Genomic DNA, 18,124 nt, shown 5'->3' on the forward strand with positions numbered 1-18,124 from the left:
TAAAGTGTTTATAAGTGACGGACGCCAGCCACTGCTGGCGCAATTGCAGCATCGCTTCGTAATACGTGCGCCAGGCCTGGGCGTCATCCAGATCTTCGTCCCCCCACGGCTGGCTGCGCAGATAGGTGGTTTCGGCGTTGGGGTCGGGCAGGGTGTCCGGGTCGTTGCCTTGTGCAAGGGCCGCGAATTCCAGCTGCCGGCCTTCGCGGACCGCATCGGCCAGGGTCGGGTCGGCATGGCTGGTGAAGTACAGGAAGGGCGCCTGGCTGCCGATTTCTTCGCCCATGAAAATCAGCGGCACCTGCGGGGCCAGCAGTTGCAGGGCCACGGCGGCGCGCAGGCGGTCGGCCGACGGCACCAGGGCGGTCAGCCGATCGCCCTGGGCGCGGTTGCCGGTCTGGTCGTGGTTCTGCAGGAACAGCACGAAGGCGGTGCTGGGCAGATGGGCGCTGGGCTCGCCGCGCGGCGCGCCGCCGCGATGGGCCGACGGCTGGCCTTGGTACAGCCAACCCTCTTGCAGGCAGCGGGCCAGCGCCCGGGCGGGGTGGGTGGCGTAGTCGGCGTAGTAGCCGTGGGCTTCACCCGTCACGAGATGGTGCAGCACGTGGTGGGCGTCGTCGTTCCACTGGGCGTCGTAGCCGGCCTGCAGCAACGAGGCGCGGTTGTCGTCGTTTTCCAGCACCAGGTGCACGTGGCGTGCGGGCAGTTGGCCGCGCACGTGGCGGGCCAGCTCGGGCAGCCATCCGTGGCCGGCAATGGCGTGCACGGCATCGAGCCGCAGGCCATCGAAGCGGAATTCGCTTAGCCAGTACAGCGCGTTTTCCTCGAAAAAGCGCCGCACGGCGGCCTGGCGAAAATCGATGGCCGCGCCCCAGGGCGTGCGGACGTCGTCGCGAAAGAAAGAGGCGGCGTAGTGCGGCAGAAAATTGCCGTCCGGGCCGAAATGGTTGTAGACCACGTCCAGCATGACCCCCATGCCCAGGCCATGGGCGGTATCGATCAGGTCCTTCAGCGCGTCGGGCGTGCCATAGGCGGTATCCGGCGCGTACGGCAGCACGCCGTCGTACCCCCAGTTGCGCGGGCCGGGGAAGTCGGCAATGGGCATGAGTTCCAGCAGCGTCACGCCCAGGCGAGCCAAGGCCGGCAGCCGCTGGCGCAGGCCCGCGTAGCCGCCCGCCAACCCGGGGTGCACTTCGTACAGCACCGTCTCTTCCCAAGGCCGGCCGGTCCAGTCGGGGTGGCGCCATGGGTAGGCGTCCGGGCCGACGACGACGCTATCGCCATGGGCGTCGCCCCATTGCAGGCGCGACGCCGGGTCCGGCACCGTCAGGCCATCGGCCAGGCGATAACGGTAGCGCGTGCCGGGAGGGCAATCCACATCGACCTGGGCGAAGCCCAGTGCGTCCGGTTGCAGCGCGATCGGCGCGCGCCCCTCGACCAGCAGGGCCAGCCCGGGCGAGGCGGTCGGCGCCCACAGGCGAAAGCGGGTGCGGCCGTCGGGCAGCGGCAGCGCGCCAAACGAATAGGGCTCGGGCCAGGCCGTCATGGCGCCTCCCCGGGCATGCGGGCCGCGGTCAGCAGCACCAGGCTCTGGGCTTCGACCGGCACCTCGCCGCCGTTGACCGGCACGGCCGCGGTGGGGGCAGAGGAATCCAGTTCACGGATCCAGGCCAGCGCCGGCTCGGGCAAGGTGAAGGCCACGGCTTCCTGGCCGGGATTCAACAGCAGCAGCGTGACATCGGCGCTGCCGTCTTCGCGCAACGCGGCGCGGCGCAGCGCCATGGGCTTGGCGCCGCCATCTTCCCATGAGGCCGCGTCGATGGGCTGGCCGTCGGGGTTGAACCAGCTGACCGCCGCGACGCCCGGGCAGATTTCGGCGGCGGCATCGCCATAGCGCGCCGCGCGCAGGCCTGGATGGCCGCGTCGCAAGGCCAGCGCGCGCGCCACGAACTGGCTCAGCGCGCGCCCCTCGTCGCTTTGCGCCTGGATCCAGTCCAGCCACGACAGGGCGTTGTCCTGGCAGTAGGCGTTGTTGTTGCCGTCCTGGCTGTTGCCGAATTCGTCGCCCGCCAGCAGCATCGGCGTGCCGTCGGACAGGCACAGCGTGGCCAGCAGCGCGCGTTGCACGCGGGCCCGGCGTTGCAGGATGGCCTCGTCGGTGGTGGGCCCTTCCTCGCCCCAGTTGTGGCTGTAGTTTTCCGAATGGCCGTCGGTGCCGCCTTCGCCATTGGCCTCGTTGTGGCTGCCGTCGTAGCTGACGATGTCCCGCGTGGTGAAGCCGTCGTGCGAGGCAATGAAATTGACGCTGGCCCAGGGGCGGCGATGACGCCGGTCGAACACGTCGCGCGACCCCGCCAGGCGGGCGGCCATGTCGCCGCGCTGGCCGTCGTCGCCGCGCCAATAGCGGCGCGTGGTGTCGCGGTAGCGGTCGTTCCATTCCGCGAACCCGGGCGGATGGTTGCCCAGCTGATAGCCGTCGGGACCGATGTCCCACGGTTCGGAAATGAGCTTGGCGCGCGCCAGCTGCGGGTCTTGCAGCAAGGCGTCGAAAAAGCCCGAGCCGGGATCGAAGCCGGTGCCTTCGCGGCCCAGGGTCACCCCCAGGTCGAAGCGAAAGCCGTCGACGCCGTACGACTGCATCCAGTAGCGCAGCGAGTCGGTCACCATCTGCAGCACCCGCGGGTGCGACAGGTTGACGGTATTGCCGCAGCCGGTGTCGTTGATGTAGTGGCGCTCTTCGCCCGGCACCAGCCGGTAGTAGCTGGCGTTGTCCAGGCCGCGCCAGGACAGGGTGGGGCCGAGCTCGTTGCCTTCGCAGGTGTGGTTGTAGACCACGTCCAGGATGACTTCCAGGCCCGCCGCGTGCAGGCGCCGGATGGCCTGGCGCAGGTCGTTCGGCCCGCTTTGCAGGTAGGTCGGCTCGGGGGCGAAGAACGACAGGGTGTTGTAGCCCCAGTAGTTGCGCAACCCCCGTTCGATCAGGAAGTGGTCTTGCAGAAACGCATGCACCGGCAGCAATTCCACGGTGGTGACGCCCAGGCGCTGCAAGTGTTCGATGAAGCGGGGATCGGCCAGCGCGGCGCAGGTGCCGCGCAGCGGCTGGCGCAGGTCTTCGCGCTGCATGGACGCGCCGCGCACATGCACTTCATAGATGACCGTGTCGGTCCACGGCGTGTCAGGCGCCTTGCTGCTGCCCCAGTTGAACGGCGCATCGTCGACCACGATCGCCTTGGGCATGGCGGGTGCGCTGTCGCGCCGGTCCAGGCTGAGGTCGGCGCGCGGGTGGTTCATGCGGTAGCCGAACAGCGCGTCGCTCCAGTTGACCGGGCCGGTCAGGTGGCGGGCGTACGGGTCCAGCAGCAGCTTGTGTGGATTGAAGCGGTGGCCATTGCGCGGATCGTACGGGCCGTGGGCGCGCAGGCCGTAGACCAGCCCGGGCTGGGCGTCGGGCAGGTAGCCATGCCAGATCTCGTCGGTGCACTCGGGCAGGTCGAAGCGGCGCAGTTCCTTGCGGCCACGGGCATCGAAGACGCAGACCTCCATGCGGGTGGCGTTGGCCGAGAACACGGCGAAGTTCACGCCCAGGCCGTCGCTCACCGCACCCAGGGGATACGGCTTGCCGGCGGTCATGCGAGTCAATAGGGAAGCGTCCATGGTCATTCGCCTTGATGCGTGAAATACAGGGTGGACAGGCCGGGCAGCGTCAGCGCCAGCGACTGCGCATGGCCGTGCGCCGGCTGGCCGTCGCTGGCCGCCTGGCCCAGGTTGCCGTGGCCGGCGCCGCCGTAGCTGCCGGCGTCGGTGTTCAGGACTTCGGCCCAGCGGCCGGGCAGCGGCACGCCGACGCGATAACCCTGCCGCGCCACGGGCGTGAAATTGCTGACCGCCAGCAAGGGGGCGGCGCCATCGGTGCGCAGGAACGCCACGACACTGTTGTCGGCGTCGTCCAGCACCAGCCAGGCAAAGCCGGCGGGGTCGGCATCGCGGGCGTGCAGCGCCGGCAGGTCGTGATACAGGCGGTTCAGGTCGCCCACCAATCGCTGCATGCCCTTGCGGGCCGGGTCGTCCAGCTGGTTCCAGTCGATGGGGCTGTCGTGGTTCCATTCGGCGGCCTGGGCCAGTTCGTTGCCCATGAAGAGCAGCTTCTTGCCGGGGTGCGCCCACATATAGCCCAGGTAGGCGCGCAGGCCGGCGTGGCGCGCGGTGAGATCGCCCGGCATCTTGTGCAGCAGCGAGCCCTTGCCGTGCACCACCTCGTCGTGCGACAGCGGCAGCACGTAGCGTTCGGCGTAGGCGTAGACCATGCTGAAGGTCAGTTCGGCGTGGTGGTACTTGCGATGCACCGGGTCTTCGCTCAGGTAGCGCAGCGTGTCGTGCATCCAGCCCATGTTCCACTTGTAGTGAAAGCCCAGGCCGCCGTCGGCCACGGGCGCGGTGACGCCGGGCCAGGCGGTGGATTCTTCGGCGATCATCATGGCGTCGGGCACCTCGGCGCGCACCGTGTCGTTCAGCGCCTTCAGGAAGTCGACGGCTTCCAGGTTCTCGCGGCCGCCGTGGCGGTTGGGAATCCATTCGCCGGGCTTGCGGCTGTAGTCGCGATACAGCATCGAGGCCACCGCGTCCACGCGCAGGCCGTCGACGTGAAAGCGTTGCAGCCAGTGCAGCGCGCTGGCGATCATGAAGGCGCGCACCTCGGTGCGGCCCAGGTTGTAGACCTGGGTGTGCCAGTCGGGGTGGTAGCCTTCGCGCGGGTCGTCGTATTCGTACAGGGCGGTGCCGTCAAAGCGCACCAGGCCATGCGCGTCGTCGGGAAAGTGCGCGGGCACCCAGTCCAGGATCACGCCCACGCCGGCGGCGTGGCAGCGGTCGACGAAATGCGCGAAGGCGGCGGGCGGCCCCAGGCGGGAACTGGGGGCGAACAGGCCCAGCGGCTGGTAGCCCCACGAGCCGCCGAAGGGGTGCTCCATGATGGGCATCAGCTCGATGTGGGTGAATCCCAGGGACGCGGCATAGGCGGGCAGCTTGTCGGCCAGCTGGTCCCACACGCAGGCGCCGTCGTCCGGCGCCAGCCACGAGCCGGCGTGGACCTCGTAGATCGTGATGGGGGCGTGTGGCGCGTGGCGGGCGCCGCGCGCCTGCATCCAGGCGTCATCCGTCCAGGGATAGGGGGCGGGGTCGTCCACCACCGACGCGGTGGCGGGCGGCAATTCGCTGCGGCGCGCCAGCGGGTCGGCCCGCAGCCGGATGGCGCCGGTGGCGTCGGTGATGGCGAACTTGTACAGCGCGCCCGGACCCACGCCGGGCACGAACCGCTCCCATACGCCCGCCTCGTCGCGCTTGTGCATGGGGTGGCGGCTGCCGTCCCACCCGTTGAAGTCGCCCACCACCGCCACCTGGCGGGCATTCGGGGCCCACACGGCGCAGCGCAGCCCGGCCACGCCGTCGACCGTGTCCGGGTGCGCGCCCAGCCATTGCAGCGCCGCACGCCAGTCGCCCGCGGCCAGTGCGTGCAGGGCGTCATCGGACAGCAACGCACGCCAGCCGGGCGTGTCGTCGACTTGCGTGGGCGCCGAGTGCCGCGCAGCGGCGGGCGGGGAGCGATCGCGGCGGTTCATGATGAGGCATCCTCGGCATCGATGGCCGCGTTCTGTACCAGGCCTTGCGCCTGACTGGTCAGGGCGCACAGCGGAATGGAGATCCAGTCGGGCCGATGGCCGGCTTCGTAGCGGATTTCATAGGCGGCCTTTTCCAGCTGGGCCAGGGGCAGCAGGGCGGCCGACGCCTGCGATGCGGGCGCGCCGGCCTCTTCGTAGCCTTGCAGGAAGGCTTCGGTGGCGCGGGCGCGAAAGCGCGCCAGCAACGTGTCGCGCAATTGCGCCGGCGACCCGGAGACGGCGGCGCCATCCGTTGCGGGGGCCGCGTTGGCGTCCGTCTGTGCGCCGCCCAGCGGATCGCTGCGGGCGATGGCCGCCGCGGCGTAGTCGAACGACCGCAGCATGCCCGCCACATCCTTGCAGGGCGACGCGCGCTGGCGGCGTTGTTCCAGCGGGTGGTCGGGTTCGCCCTCGAAGTCGATCAGGTACGCGTCGGTCTGCGCGACCAATACCTGGCCCAGGTGCAGGTCGCCGTGCACGCGAATGAGCGCCGTGCCGGTCAGCGCCTGCGCCAGGCGCTGCACTTGGACGACCAGGCGGTCGCGATGCGCGAACAGCCATTCGGCGCAGGCGCGCGAGGCGTCTTCAAGCGTGCCTTGCCGGGCTTGCAGCGCCTGGATGGCGCCATCGAGCTGGGCGATGACGCGCTCGGCCAGCGCGTCCGCGTCCGCCTGCGAGGCCGTGGCGGGCGCGAAGGCGGCGTCGTCGCTCGGACGCGCCAGGGCCGCGTGCATCTGCGCCACGCGGCAGCCGATCGTGGTGGCCATGACCGCGTAGCCTTCCAGGCTGGCCTCGAATTCCTGCGGGCTGTCGCCGCCCAGCAGGGCGCTGGCCAGCGTGCGCTTCAGGTAGTCCAGCGTCCAGCGCCAGGCGTCGCCCTCGTTGGCGATGTAGGCGTGCAGCACGGCCAGCGTGCAGGGCACGCCGTCCGCGTCCACCCGCTGCACCTCGCCCAGCAGGGCGGGAATGTTGGCATAGCCGGCGCGGGTCAGGTGGCGCGTCATCTCGACCTCGGCCGACAGACCGGGGTGGGCATTGCGCAGCAGTTTCAGGATGGCCTGGCCGCCCACGATGACCGAGCTGTTGGACTGCTCGCCGGTGACCCATTGCAGCGTGGATTCCGGCCCCAGGTCCAGGGCGGCAAGGCCGGGTTCGGCCAGGCCGCGCACCACGCCGGGTTTGTCGCCGGGCTTGCCGCCCTGGCGGCCGTCCCATTCGCGGCCGGCTTGCAGGGCCAGCACGATGCCGTGCACGAAGCCGGGTTGCAGGAAGGCATCGGCCAGCATGCCGACTTCGGGGCCGCGGCGCACCCGCGCGATGGGGTACTGGATCTGCGCGGCTTCGTCCCACACCAGGGCGAACGGCACCTGGACCCGCATGCCGGGGGCATCGTCGGCGGGTTCCGCCTCGGCCCAGTAGTATTCTTCGCCGCCTTCGGTCCCGAACGGCGTGGCGTAGGCCAGTCGCACCCGGGGCAGGACGCGGGCGTCGGGAAACCAGCGCTGGCGCGCCAGGTATTCGGGCAGCACCTCGGTTTCCAGCGTGTTGCGCGAGGCGTCGGTCAGCACGGCGTTGGCGTGGCCGCGCAGCACCAGCGTCACCAGTTCCGGCATCTGCGCCGGCCCGCTGGCGTGCCAGCCCGGCGGGGCCGCGTCGGCGCTCAGGTCCATCCAGTAAAAGCCATAGGGCGGCAGCGTCAGCAGGTAAGGCAGCGCGCCGATGGCGGGAAACGGCGTGCCGCCCAGCATCTCCACCGGCACGCGGTCCTTGAAGTCCTGCAGCGGCAGCTCGACCGGCTGTGCGGCGTTGGACAGGTTGGCCACGCACAGGATGGTGGTGTCGCGCCACTGCCGCAGATAGGCCAGGATCTTGCGGTTGCCGGCCTGGATGAAGCGCAGCGTGCCGCGGCCGAAGGCATGGCTCTGGCGCCGCTGGGCCAGCATGCGGCGCGTCCAGTTCAACAGCGAATGCGGGTCGCGCTGCTGGGCTTCGACATTGACGGCTTCATAGCCATACAGGGGGCCCATCAGCACGGGCAGCGGCAGGCGCTCGGGATCGGCGCGGGAAAAGCCGCCGTTGCGGTCGGGCGACCATTGCATCGGCGTGCGCACGCCGTCGCGGTCGCCCAGGTGCACGTTGTCGCCCATGCCCAGTTCGTCGCCGTAGTACAGCACCGGGGTGCCCGGCATCGACAGCAGCAGGCTGTTCATCAGCTCGACGCGGCGCCGGTCGCGTTCCAGCAGGGGCGCCAGGCGGCGGCGGATGCCCAGGTTGATGCGGGCGCGCGGATCGGCGGCGTAGACGCTCCAGAGATAGTCGCGTTCGCGGCTGGTGACCATTTCCAGCGTCAGCTCATCATGGTTGCGCAGGAAAATCGCCCACTGGCAATTGGCGGGGATGTCCGGCGTCTGGCGGATGATGTCGGTGATGGGAAAGCGGTCTTCCTGCGCAATGGCCATGTACATGCGCGGCATCAGCGGAAAGTGGAACGACATGTGGCATTCGTCGCCCGTGCCGAAGTATTCCTGCGCGTCTTCCGGCCACTGATTGGCTTCGGCCAGCAGCAGGCGGCCCGGGTATTCGGTTTCGATGACGGCGCGGATCTGCTTGAGCACCTGGTGGGTCTCGGGCAGGTTCTCGTTGTTGGTGCCTTCGCGTTCGACCAGATACGGCACGGCGTCCAGCCGCAGGCCGTCCACGCCCATGTCCAGCCAGTGCCGCATCACGGACAGCACTTCCTTCAGCACCTGCGGATTGTCGTAGTTCAGGTCGGGCTGGTGGGAGTAGAAGCGGTGCCAGAAATAAGCGTTGGCCACCGGGTCCCAGGTCCAGTTGGACGTTTCGGTGTCGCAGAAGATGACGCGGGTGCCGGCGTAGGTCTTGTCGCTGTCCGACCACACGTAGAAATTGCGGGCGGCGGACCCCGGGCGAGCCGTGCGCGCGCGCTGGAACCACGGATGCTGGTCGGACGTATGGTTCACGACCAGCTCGGTGATGATGCGCAGGCCACGCGCATGGGCCGCGCGGATCAGCCGGCGCACGTCGGCCACCGTGCCGTAGTCCGGGTGCACGCCGCGGTAGTCGGCAATGTCGTAGCCGTCGTCGCGGCGCGGCGATGGGTAGAAGGGCAGCAGCCAGATCGTGTCCACGCCCAGGTTGGCGATGTAGTCCAGCTTGGCGATCAGGCCGGGCAGGTCCCCCACGCCGTCGTCGTTGGAATCGAAGAACGATTTCACGTGCAACTGGTAGATGACGGCGTCCTTGTACCAAAGGCCGTCGTTCTGCGGGGGCTGGGTTTCGTTGATCATGGTGGCGGGCTCCCTGGCGGCGTCAGCCATGACGCGACAAACGCCAGATGCAATAGGGTTGATCGGGCGACAGCGCGACCGGGCGGGCGTGGGCGTGCCACGTTTGCCGGGTGCCTGCCAGCAGGTCTTCGGCCACCAGACTGTCGGGCCAGGGCGCACCGAACACGCCGAAGGGCGGTTCCAGCCATGCCGTCTGGGCATGGAAGGGGTCCAGGCTGATCGCGGCCAGGATCACGTCGCCGTTGCCGGGCGTGGCCTTGGCGAAGGCGATGACGCGGTCGTTGCCGCTGGCCGCCAGCGTCAGGCCGCGATGGCTCTGCAAGGCAGGATGGGCGCGGCGCAGCTGGTTCAGGCGGCCGATCTCGGCGCGGATGTTGCCGGGCTGGCGCCAGTCGCGCTGGCGCAGTTCGTATTTCTCGGAATCCAGGTATTCCTCTTTGCCCGGCACGGGGGCGGCCTCGCACAGCTCGAAGCCGCTGTAGACGCCCCACAGGCCCGAACCCAGCGCGGCCAGCGCGGCGCGGATCAGGAAGCCGGGGCGGCCCGAGGTCTGCAGGAACAGCGGGTTGATGTCCGGGGTATTGACGAAGAAATTCGGCCGGAAGAAATCCGCGGCCAGCGGTTGCGAGATTTCCTGCAGGTAGGCTTGCAGCTCGGGCTTGTCGTTGCGCCAGGTGAAATAGGTGTACGACTGCGTGAAGCCGATCTTGGCCAGGCGGTACATCATCTTGGGCCGCGTGAAGGCTTCGGACAGGAACAGCACGTCGGGATGGCGCGCGTGCACCTCGGCGATCAGCCACTGCCAGAAGGGCAGCGGCTTGGTGTGGGGGTTGTCCACGCGGAAGATGCGCACGCCATGCTCGGCCCAGAACAGCACGATGTCGCGCAAGGCGCGCCACAGTCCCAGCTTGCGGCCCCGCTTGGGCGGCCCGCCGTAGAACGCCACGTTGACGATGTCTTCGTACTTCTTGGGCGGGTTTTCGGCATAGCGCAGCGAGCCGTCGGGCCGCCACGAAAACCAGTCCGGGTGCTGCGCCAGCCATGGGTGGTCGGGCGAGCACTGGATCGCGAAATCCAGCGCCAGTTCCAGGCCGTGGTCCGCGGCGGCTTCGACCAGCCGCAGAAAGTCTTCCAGGCTGCCCAGCCGGGGTTCGATGGCATCATGGCCGCCGGCGGGCGAGCCGATGGCGTAGGGGCTGCCGACGTCGTCCGGCTCGGCGCGCAGGCTGTTGTTGCGGCCCTTGCGATTGGCCAGGCCGATGGGATGGATCGGCGGCAGGTACAGCACGTCAAAGCCCATCTCGCGAATGTCGGGCAGGCGCAGGATGACGTCGTCGAACGTGCCGTGCCGTCCCGGTTCGGCCGCCTGCGAGCGGGGAAACAGTTCGTACCACGCGGCGTGCGTGGCCTGCGGGCGGTCGACCCACACGGGGTAGACGGCCGACAGCGATTCGAACGGATGGAGGTCGTGGGCTCGCATGGCCGCGGCCAGTTCGTCGCCCAGCAAGGCATCCAGCAGCGCGGCGTCCGGTTCGGCGTCGGCGTCCCGGGCATTGAGCGCTTCGATGAGCTGGGCGATGGGGGTGTCCGCGGCGCTGTCCGGCATGGCATCGCGTCGGGCGGTCCGGGCGGGGCCCCGGCGGGCGGCCGGCATGGTGTCGTGCAGCAGCCGCAGCCCTTCCTGCATCTCCAGCCGCAGCGGCACGCCCGCCTGGCGCTTGACCCGCAATTCGTGCCGGAAGGTCTCCCAGGCGTCGAACCAGGCGGCGATCTGGAACGCATGCGGGCCGATCCGCCCGGGGCGGAAGGCGGCCTGCCAGCGGTCATTGCCGATGGCCACCAGCGGCACTCGCTGCCAGGCCGATTCGTCATCGGCGCGCCAGCGCAGTTCGGCGGCCAGCCGGTCGTGGCCGTCCATGAAGATATCGGCCTGCACGGCAATGGCTTCCTGCACGCGGCGTTTGACGGGATAGGCGCCGCCGTCGACCGCCGGGGTGACCTGTTCGATGGCGACGCGCGCCGTCACGCCACCTTCGCTGCGCACGCTGGCGGCCACGCGCGGCGGGGTGCGCACGGGCCGGGCGGGGTACAGGTCGTAGCGGACGCAGGCGCCGGGCGGCAGCGCGTCGTCCGCCGGCGCGCCGTCATGGGGCAGGACCTCGCCGGGCGGCAGCAAGCCGGCCGCCAGGTCCCAATCCACCCGTGCGGCGGCCGTGGCGTCCGGGTTCAGGGCCAGCAGCGAGGTGCCATCCGGCGTGTTGCTGTCGCCGTTGGCGCGCACGATCAGCGTGGCGCCGCCATCGCGGCCGACGACAATGGCCGGCGCGCCCTCGGCCGGCGTGTCGCGCAGCCAGTCGTTGACCTCGGCGGCGCCCGCCCCGCGGTCGGCCTCGCCGGCCAGCCAGCCCGCGCCGCTCAGGGCGGCGGCCCAGGCGCGGCGCGTGTCGGGCGCGCCGGTCACCGGTGCGGGGCCGTCGAGGTCGCAGGCGGGCGCGATGACCGGTCCGATGGCACGCAGCCGTTGCAGTTCATCGGCCAGCCAGGACGCCCGGTAATCCCACCAGGGCAGCGACGAAAACACGCCGTCGAAACCGGCGCCGTGCAGGCGGGCCAGCGCCTGCGGCGCCAGCCCCGGGGTCCAGGCCAGGCAGCACAGTTCGGGACGCGCCTGGCGCGATGGCGCAAACAGCGCGCGCCAGGCTTGCGGATCGAGAAAGGGGGGCGCCTGCACCACGTAGCCGGCCACGCCGCAGCGTGTCCAGCGCAGCAGGCGCGCGGCCCAGGCGTCGATGAACGCCGCGGGCGGCTCGGGCTGCAATTGGCGCACGCCGTGTTCGGCCAGCGGCAGGCGCGGGTCGCGGGCAGGGTCGTCCACGGGCGCGCGATACCAGGCGGGCGGCGCGGTGCTTTCCACGGCGTCCTGCGCGACCCGTTGCAGTTCCACCCGCAGCAGCAGCGCCAGGCCATGCTTGGACGCCGCGCCGGCATCCTGCGCCAGGCGCTGCGTCAGTGGCTGCACGCCGCCATCGGCCATCGGCGCCTGGTCCGCATCCCTAGGCGCCAACGAGCGGGCGCGTGGCGGGCAGAGCCAGGGCACGGGCACCAGCACGGCGTTAAAGCCCTCACGCCGCAATCCGGCCAGCAGCAGGTCGCGTGCGGACGTGTCCGCCGCCGAAGCGGCGGGCAGGCCGGCGCGGGCGTAGTGGATGCGCGGGTTTGCCAGGAGCGTGGCGGAAGGCTCTGCCATCGGCCGTTTCCTCACAGCGCCACGGGCGACGAGGCCCCCGATACCTGGCGCGCGGGTCGTTGGCGAGGCGTCACGGCATCGGGCTGCGGCATGGCAACGGTCTGCGTTCCGGCCGGGGCCAGTTCGCGGAACAGCGTCTGGTACGCGGCAACCGCGGGCCGCCAGCTGAAATCGGTGGTCATGGCGTTGCGCTGCATGGCGCGCCACAGCGTGCCATGCTGGCGCAGGTGCAGGGCGCGCGAGATCGCCGCGGTCATGTCGGCCGGATCGCAACCGTCGAACAGCACGCCGGTTGCCGTGGCCATCGCGGCCAGGGGCAGCTCGGGACCGGGATCTTCGATCGTGTCGGCCATGCCGCCGACGCGCGACCCGATCGGCAGCGTCCCATAGCGCATGGCGTACAGCGGCGTCAGGCCGAAGGGCTCGAAGCGGCTGCCGTGCAGCAGCACGTCGCCGCCGGCATGCAAGCGGTGGGCGCAGGCCTCGTCATAGCCGATGCGCACGGCGCAGCGGCGTGGATAGCGCGCGGCCAGGTCCTGCAACGCAGCCTCCAGATGCCGCTCGCCCTGGCCCAGCACCGCCACCTGCAATTCGGGATGCGCGTCCAGCGCCTGGGGCAGGGCTTGCGCCGCCACGTCGGCCATTTTCTGGCCGGTCAGGCGGCTGCACAGGATCATCAGGGCGGCATCGGGGTCTGCCTGCAAGCCGAACTCGTGCTGGGCGGCCGCCTTGCACAGGCGCTTGTTGGCCAGGTCCGCGGGGGTGTAGCGCAACGGACCCAGGTGGCGGTCGCGGGCAGGGTCCCAGAGTTCGGCGTCGATGCCGTTGGGAATGGCCAGCAGGTCGCCTGTGCGGTCGCGTTCGCGCAGCGCGGCTTCCAGTCCGCAGCCGAATTCCGGCGTCAGGATTTCACGCGCATAGCAATGGCTCACCGTGGTGACGCGGTCGGCGTAGCGGATGCCCGCCTTCATGAAGTTCAGGCGGCCCCAGGCCAGCGCGCCGGATTCACCGCGGTAGGCGGCCGGGATGCCCAGGCGCTCGGCATCGTCGACCGGCATCTGTCCCTGGAAGGCCAGGTTGTGGATGGTCAGCACACTTTTCACCGCGTGCACGCCGGCGGCGCGCAGCAGCATCGGCGTCAGCGCGGCATGCCAGTCGTGCGCATGCACCACGTCGGGGCGCGGCACGCCGGGCAGACCTTGCGCGATGCGCACCGCGGCATGGGCCAGCGCGGCATAACGCAGGCCGTTGTCCGCGTGCTCATTGCCGTTCTCATCCAGGTACAGGCCAGGGCGGTCATACAACGCATCATTTTCCAGCAGCAGGAAGGAAAGGCCCGATTGCGGGCACACGCCCGCCAGCAGCCGGGCGTTGCCGCCGGGCAGGCCGGTCAGGGCGGCCACGGGCCGGGGATTCGTCAGGCGCCGCGCCACGCCGCGATAGGCGGGCAGCAGCAGGGTAGGCGGGGTCTGCGCCTGGGTCAGCGCGCGGGCCATGCCGGTGATGGCGTCGCCCAGGCCGCCCGTCTTTGCCAAGGGAAAGGCCTCGGCTGCCACGATCAGGATCTTTGTTGTCGTCATGCTTGCTCCGGGGGGATGCGGAGCACCCGGCAATCGGGGTCATGTCCGCAAGACCTGCCTGTACGCAAGAGGCATGCCCAGGGTCGCTGCACTGCGGCAATCGGCGCCGGCGGGCCCGGCCGCGTGTCGTTGTTGCCGACGTTTGTAATCGGCGCGCTTCAGGGACGGACGGCTGGCGCATCGCGCGCCGCAGCGGCAGAACCGGCAGGGCCATGCCGCTTGCGCCAGCCCAGGCGCGCTTCCGCCGCGCCGAACGCCAGCAAGGCCAGGCAGAGCGGGCCGAAGGCGTACAAGGCGCGGTAGCTGAGCGCCGCGCCCAGCACCTCGGCGGCCGGCAGCCGCGGCGCCAGGACCGCGACAAAAATCGCCTCGGTGGTGCCCAGACCGCCGGGCACCCGCGTCACGACCGCGGCAAAGCTGGTGCACAGCAGAATGCCCAGCACCGCGGGATAGCTCACCTTGCCCTGCAACAGCACATAGATGATGGCGCCCATCAGCATCCAGGACAGCGCCGCGATGGCGCTTTGCAGCACGGCCATGCGGCCGCGCGGCAGGGTGATGCGCTGGCCCAGCCAGGTGGCGGACCGGCGCGTGGCGCGCGCGCAGATCCAGACGTAGGCGGCGGCCGCGGCCAACAGCGCCACGCCGATCCCGCGCAATACGCCGCCGCCGATCTCCCAGCCCGCCGGCACCGTCACGGCGCCGCTGGCAAACACCCCTCCCGCCACCCAGGCATAGCCCACCCAGTTCGAGAGGGCGGCAAACAACGCGACCCGCGTGGCCACCGACTTGCGGCATCCCAGGCGGGTGTAAAGGCGCAGGCGCGTGCCCAGCCCGCCCACCAGCACGCCCAGGTTCAGGTTCAGTGCATAGCTCAGCATGGCCACGCCCAGCACCTTGGCGCGCGGCAGGGCATGACCGGTGTAGCGTCGCCCCAGCAGATCCAGCGACGCATAGGCCAGGTAGGCCGGCACCACCAGGGCGGCGGCCAGCAGCACCGCATCGCGCGGGATGCGCCGCATGGCCTGCCAGACCTGCGGCCAGTCCACCGAACGGGCAAAGTACGCCAGCAGGCCCAGCGCCAGGGCCAGTACCACCCAGGGCAGGATCTTCTTGATGCGCGGCCAGCGGTGGCGCGCGGCGCGCAGGGCGCGCGATCGGTACAGGCGGGATCGGTACAGGCTCATGCGGCCTCGCTTTCGCCAGCATCGCTGGCGAGGACGGTGCGCAGGCGCGGCTTGTGCGCCGGCAGCGCCCCGGCCCAGGCCGGGAAGCGGCGCAGGAAATGGAACACCACCACGCCCACCCAGAAGCGGCGCAGCCGTCGGCGCGAGGCCGGGCCGCGCGACACCGGCCGGCAGTCTTCGGCGATCAGCCGTTCCAGGCTGGCGCGCAGCGCGGCGTTCAACCCCGTGTCGCGTGCCACGACGTTGGCTTCCAGGTTCAGGGCCAGGCTCAGCGGGTCCAGGTTGCTGGAACCCACCGTCGACCAGTCCTCGTCCACGCACGCGACCTTGGCGTGCAAGGGCCGCTTGCAGTATTCGAAGATCTCGACGCCCGCATCGATCAGGTAGTCGTACAGCATGCTGGCCGCCAGTTGCGCCACCAGCATGTCGGGTTCGCCCTGCAGCAGCAGGCGCACCCGCACGCCGCGGCGGGCGGCGTTGGCCAGGTCATGCAGCAGGCGGTAGCCGGGAAAGAAATAGGCGTTGGCGATCAGTACGTCCTGCCGCGCCGAACGCAGGCCGGCGCGGTAGTAGCGTTCGATGTCGGTCGGGTGGCTCAGGTTGTCGCGCACCACCAGCCGCCCGCCGCCATCGCCGTCGGGCACGGCCTCGACGCGGGCGGGCCGCTGGCGGCGAGGCCGCGCCGCGTCCAGCGCCGCGCGCGCGTAGTCCGCGATGTCGGCGGCCAGTGGACCCTGCACGCGCAACGCGTAGTCCTGCTTGGCTTCGGGACCATAGTCCGGCAGATGGTCGGCCGAAAAATTGATGCCACCGACGAATGCGCAGGTCCCGTCCACCGCCACGATCTTGCGGTGCATGCGTCGAAACACATTGGTGCGCACCCCCAGCAGCCGCGGCCGCGGGTCGAACAGGTGCACGCGCACCCCGGCACCGGTCAGCGCGGCCAGGAAGGCCGGTGGCAGCTCGTCCGACCCGAAGCCATCCAACAGCAGGTCGACGCTGACGCCGCGTCCGGCGGCGGCGATCAGGGTCTGCTGCAGCGCCTGGCCGACCTTGTCATCGAACAGGATGAACGTTTCGATCAGCACTTCCCGGCGCGCGGCGTCCACCGCGGCCTGCACCGCCGGGAAGTAGGCCTCACCGTTTTCCAGCAGCGTGTAATGGTTGTCGCTGCGCCAACCGAGGGGCGGGGTCGTCATAGCGCGATCTCCGCCGAAATCGGCACGTGGTCCGACAGCCGCGACCACACCCGCGCCGCCAGCGGCACCGGCTGCCAGTCATGCACGTCGCGCACGTAGATGCGGTCCAGGCGCAGCACCGGCCAGCGCGCGGGAAAGGTGCGCGCGGGGCGTCCCACCCGCGAGGTGTACACCTCGCGCGTGCCGCAGCCGCGCATCAGGCCGTCGGCCCGCAGGCGCCAATCATTGAAGTCGCCCGCGATCAGCAGCGGCTCGCCGGCCGGGACCTCGCGTTCGACCAGCCGGCACAGGCTGCGCAATTGCTGGCCGCGGTGGCGCTCCAGCAGGCCCAGATGCACGCAGATGGCGTGTACCGCCTGCGCATGGCCGGGCACCTGCAGCACGCAATGCAGCAGCCCGCGGCTTTCGTGCCGCCCCACGCTGACGTCGTGGTTCTGGTAGCGCGCGATCGGGTAGCGCGACAGGATGGCATTGCCGTGGTGCCCCGCCGGGTAGACGGCGTTGCGGCCATAGGCGAAGTCGCGCCACAGGGTATCGGCCAGGAATTCATACTGCGATGCCGGGGGCCAATGCTGCGCGTGGCGCGCCGCCATGCCCTGGTGTTCGCCCACGACTTCCTGCAGGAACACTAGGTCGGGCGCCGCCGTGCGCAATGCATCACGCAGCTCGTGCAGCATGAAGCGGCGATTGAAGCTGGTGAAACCCTTATGGGTATTGACGGTAAGCACCGTCAGGGTCGTTCGGGGCGGATCGGACGGGACGGACATGGGGTCTCCAGTGGCAGGGCCGGGGCACGCAAGCAATTCCCGTTCCCGGGGCGCCGCGACCGCCGCCGTTTCCGCCCGGGCATGGCATTTGCTGGCGTGTCCGGCTGGTCGCCGGGCAGCAGCGAGCGCTATGCTGGGAATCCATCCCGCCCGGGCGATCCACCCTCCGGCATGCCCGCCGCGGCGCGCCGGTCACAAGAAGGAGCGGCATCATGGCGACACGAACCATCTGGAAAGGGGCGATTTCGTTCGGGCTGGTGCATATTCCCGTCGGCCTGCACACGGCCACGACCGAATCGGGCGTGGATTTCGACTGGCTGGACAAGCGATCGATGGACCCGGTCGGCTACAAGCGCATCAACAAGCGCACCGGCAAGGAAATCGACAAGGACAACATCGTCAAAGGGGTGGAATACGAAGACGGCCAGTACGTCGTGATTTCGCCGGACGAGATTGCCGAAGCCTATCCGCGCACCACGCAGACCATCGAGATCCAGCAGTTCGTGAACGCCGCCGAGGTGTCGTTCGTGTACCTGGAACGGCCGTACTATGTGGCCCCCATCAACAAGGGGCAGAAGGTCTATGCGCTGCTGCGCGACACCCTGGCCAAGACCGGCAAGATCGGCATCGCCAAAGTGGTCATCCAGACCAAGCAGCACCTCGCGGCGCTGATCCCGTCGGGCGATGCGCTGGTGCTGAACCTGATGCGCTGGGGCGACGACGTCAAGTCCACCGAGGAACTCGATCTGCCCAAGGCCGGCAGCAAGGCCTCGGCGCCCAGCGCCAGCGAACTGAAGATGGCCAGGATGCTGGTGGACGACATGACGGGGCAGTGGGACCCGGAGCAATACAAGGACGAGTTCAAGGCCGTGGTGATGGACCTGGTGGCCAGGAAGGTCAAGGCCGGCAAGACGGAAACGGTGGTCGAGCCGCAAGAGGAATCGCCCGCCTATGCGGACAATGTGATCGACCTGACCGAGCTGCTGCAGCGCAGCTTGAAGGGGCGCTCGGCGGGCAAGCCGGCGTCCGGGGCGGCCAAGACGGCGACGCGTAAAACGGCCGCCAGGACCGCAGCCAAGGCAAGCGGCAGGACCGGCAGCAAGCGCGCCGCCAGGGCCACCCCCAAGCGCCCCGCCAAGACGGCCGCGAAATCCGCGTCCAGGACCCGCAAGGCGGCATGAC

The 18,124-nt window shown here is 70.1% G+C and carries 10 protein-coding genes; 1 reads left to right on the forward strand and 9 read right to left on the reverse strand.

Features of this window, described 5'->3' with window-relative positions:
* The 9 genes from treZ to AC6LJ2_RS09035 form a co-directional block, all read right to left on the reverse strand.
* On the reverse strand, nucleotides 1–1,546 hold a 1,546-nt coding region (gene treZ, locus AC6LJ2_RS08995), incomplete at its 3' end, for a malto-oligosyltrehalose trehalohydrolase (RefSeq protein ID WP_498151208.1).
* Nucleotides 1,543–3,654, reverse strand: coding sequence for a glycogen debranching protein GlgX (glgX, locus tag AC6LJ2_RS09000; RefSeq protein WP_498151209.1), 2,112 nt, complete (start codon nucleotides 3,652–3,654; stop codon nucleotides 1,543–1,545). The genes glgX and treZ, both read right to left, overlap by 4 nt.
* A gap of 2 nt (nucleotides 3,655–3,656) precedes the next feature.
* Nucleotides 3,657–5,615: a 1,4-alpha-glucan branching protein GlgB gene (gene glgB / locus AC6LJ2_RS09005; protein ID WP_498151210.1), complete on the reverse strand. Its 1,959-nt coding sequence runs from the start codon at nucleotides 5,613–5,615 to the stop codon at nucleotides 3,657–3,659.
* Nucleotides 5,612–8,992 carry a maltose alpha-D-glucosyltransferase gene (treS, locus tag AC6LJ2_RS09010; protein ID WP_498151211.1) on the reverse strand — a complete coding sequence of 1,127 codons (3,381 nt, stop codon included), beginning with the start codon at nucleotides 8,990–8,992 and terminating at the stop codon, nucleotides 5,612–5,614. Before treS ends, glgB begins: the two co-directional genes overlap by 4 nt.
* Nucleotides 8,985–12,209, reverse strand: a complete 3,225-nt coding sequence (locus AC6LJ2_RS09015) for an alpha-1,4-glucan--maltose-1-phosphate maltosyltransferase (RefSeq protein ID WP_498151212.1) — start codon at nucleotides 12,207–12,209, stop codon at nucleotides 8,985–8,987. The genes treS and AC6LJ2_RS09015 overlap by 8 nt, the downstream gene beginning before the upstream one ends.
* A gap of 11 nt (nucleotides 12,210–12,220) precedes the next feature.
* Nucleotides 12,221–13,789, reverse strand: coding sequence for a glycogen synthase GlgA (glgA, locus tag AC6LJ2_RS09020; protein WP_498151213.1), 1,569 nt, complete (start codon nucleotides 13,787–13,789; stop codon nucleotides 12,221–12,223).
* A gap of 158 nt (nucleotides 13,790–13,947) precedes the next feature.
* Nucleotides 13,948–14,976, reverse strand: a complete 1,029-nt coding sequence (locus AC6LJ2_RS09025; RefSeq protein WP_498151214.1) for a lysylphosphatidylglycerol synthase domain-containing protein — start codon at nucleotides 14,974–14,976, stop codon at nucleotides 13,948–13,950.
* Nucleotides 14,973–16,175 (reverse strand): cardiolipin synthase ClsB, encoded by a 1,203-nt coding sequence (gene clsB / locus AC6LJ2_RS09030; protein ID WP_445657012.1) that lies wholly within the window; start codon nucleotides 16,173–16,175, stop codon nucleotides 14,973–14,975. The genes AC6LJ2_RS09025 and clsB overlap by 4 nt, the downstream gene beginning before the upstream one ends.
* Complete coding sequence (locus AC6LJ2_RS09035) at nucleotides 16,172–16,942, reverse strand: endonuclease/exonuclease/phosphatase family protein (RefSeq protein WP_263913602.1); 771 nt, start codon at nucleotides 16,940–16,942, stop codon at nucleotides 16,172–16,174. Before AC6LJ2_RS09035 ends, clsB begins: the two co-directional genes overlap by 4 nt.
* Nucleotides 16,943–17,154: 212 nt before the next feature.
* On the opposite strand from AC6LJ2_RS09035, the gene ku reads away from it, so the two are divergent.
* Entirely contained in the window at nucleotides 17,155–18,123 is a 969-nt protein-coding gene (ku, locus tag AC6LJ2_RS09040) for a non-homologous end joining protein Ku (protein ID WP_498151215.1), read from the forward strand.
* Nucleotide 18,124 lies beyond the last annotated feature (1 nt).

It is taken from the genome of Achromobacter sp. 1014246743, from assembly GCF_059760725.1.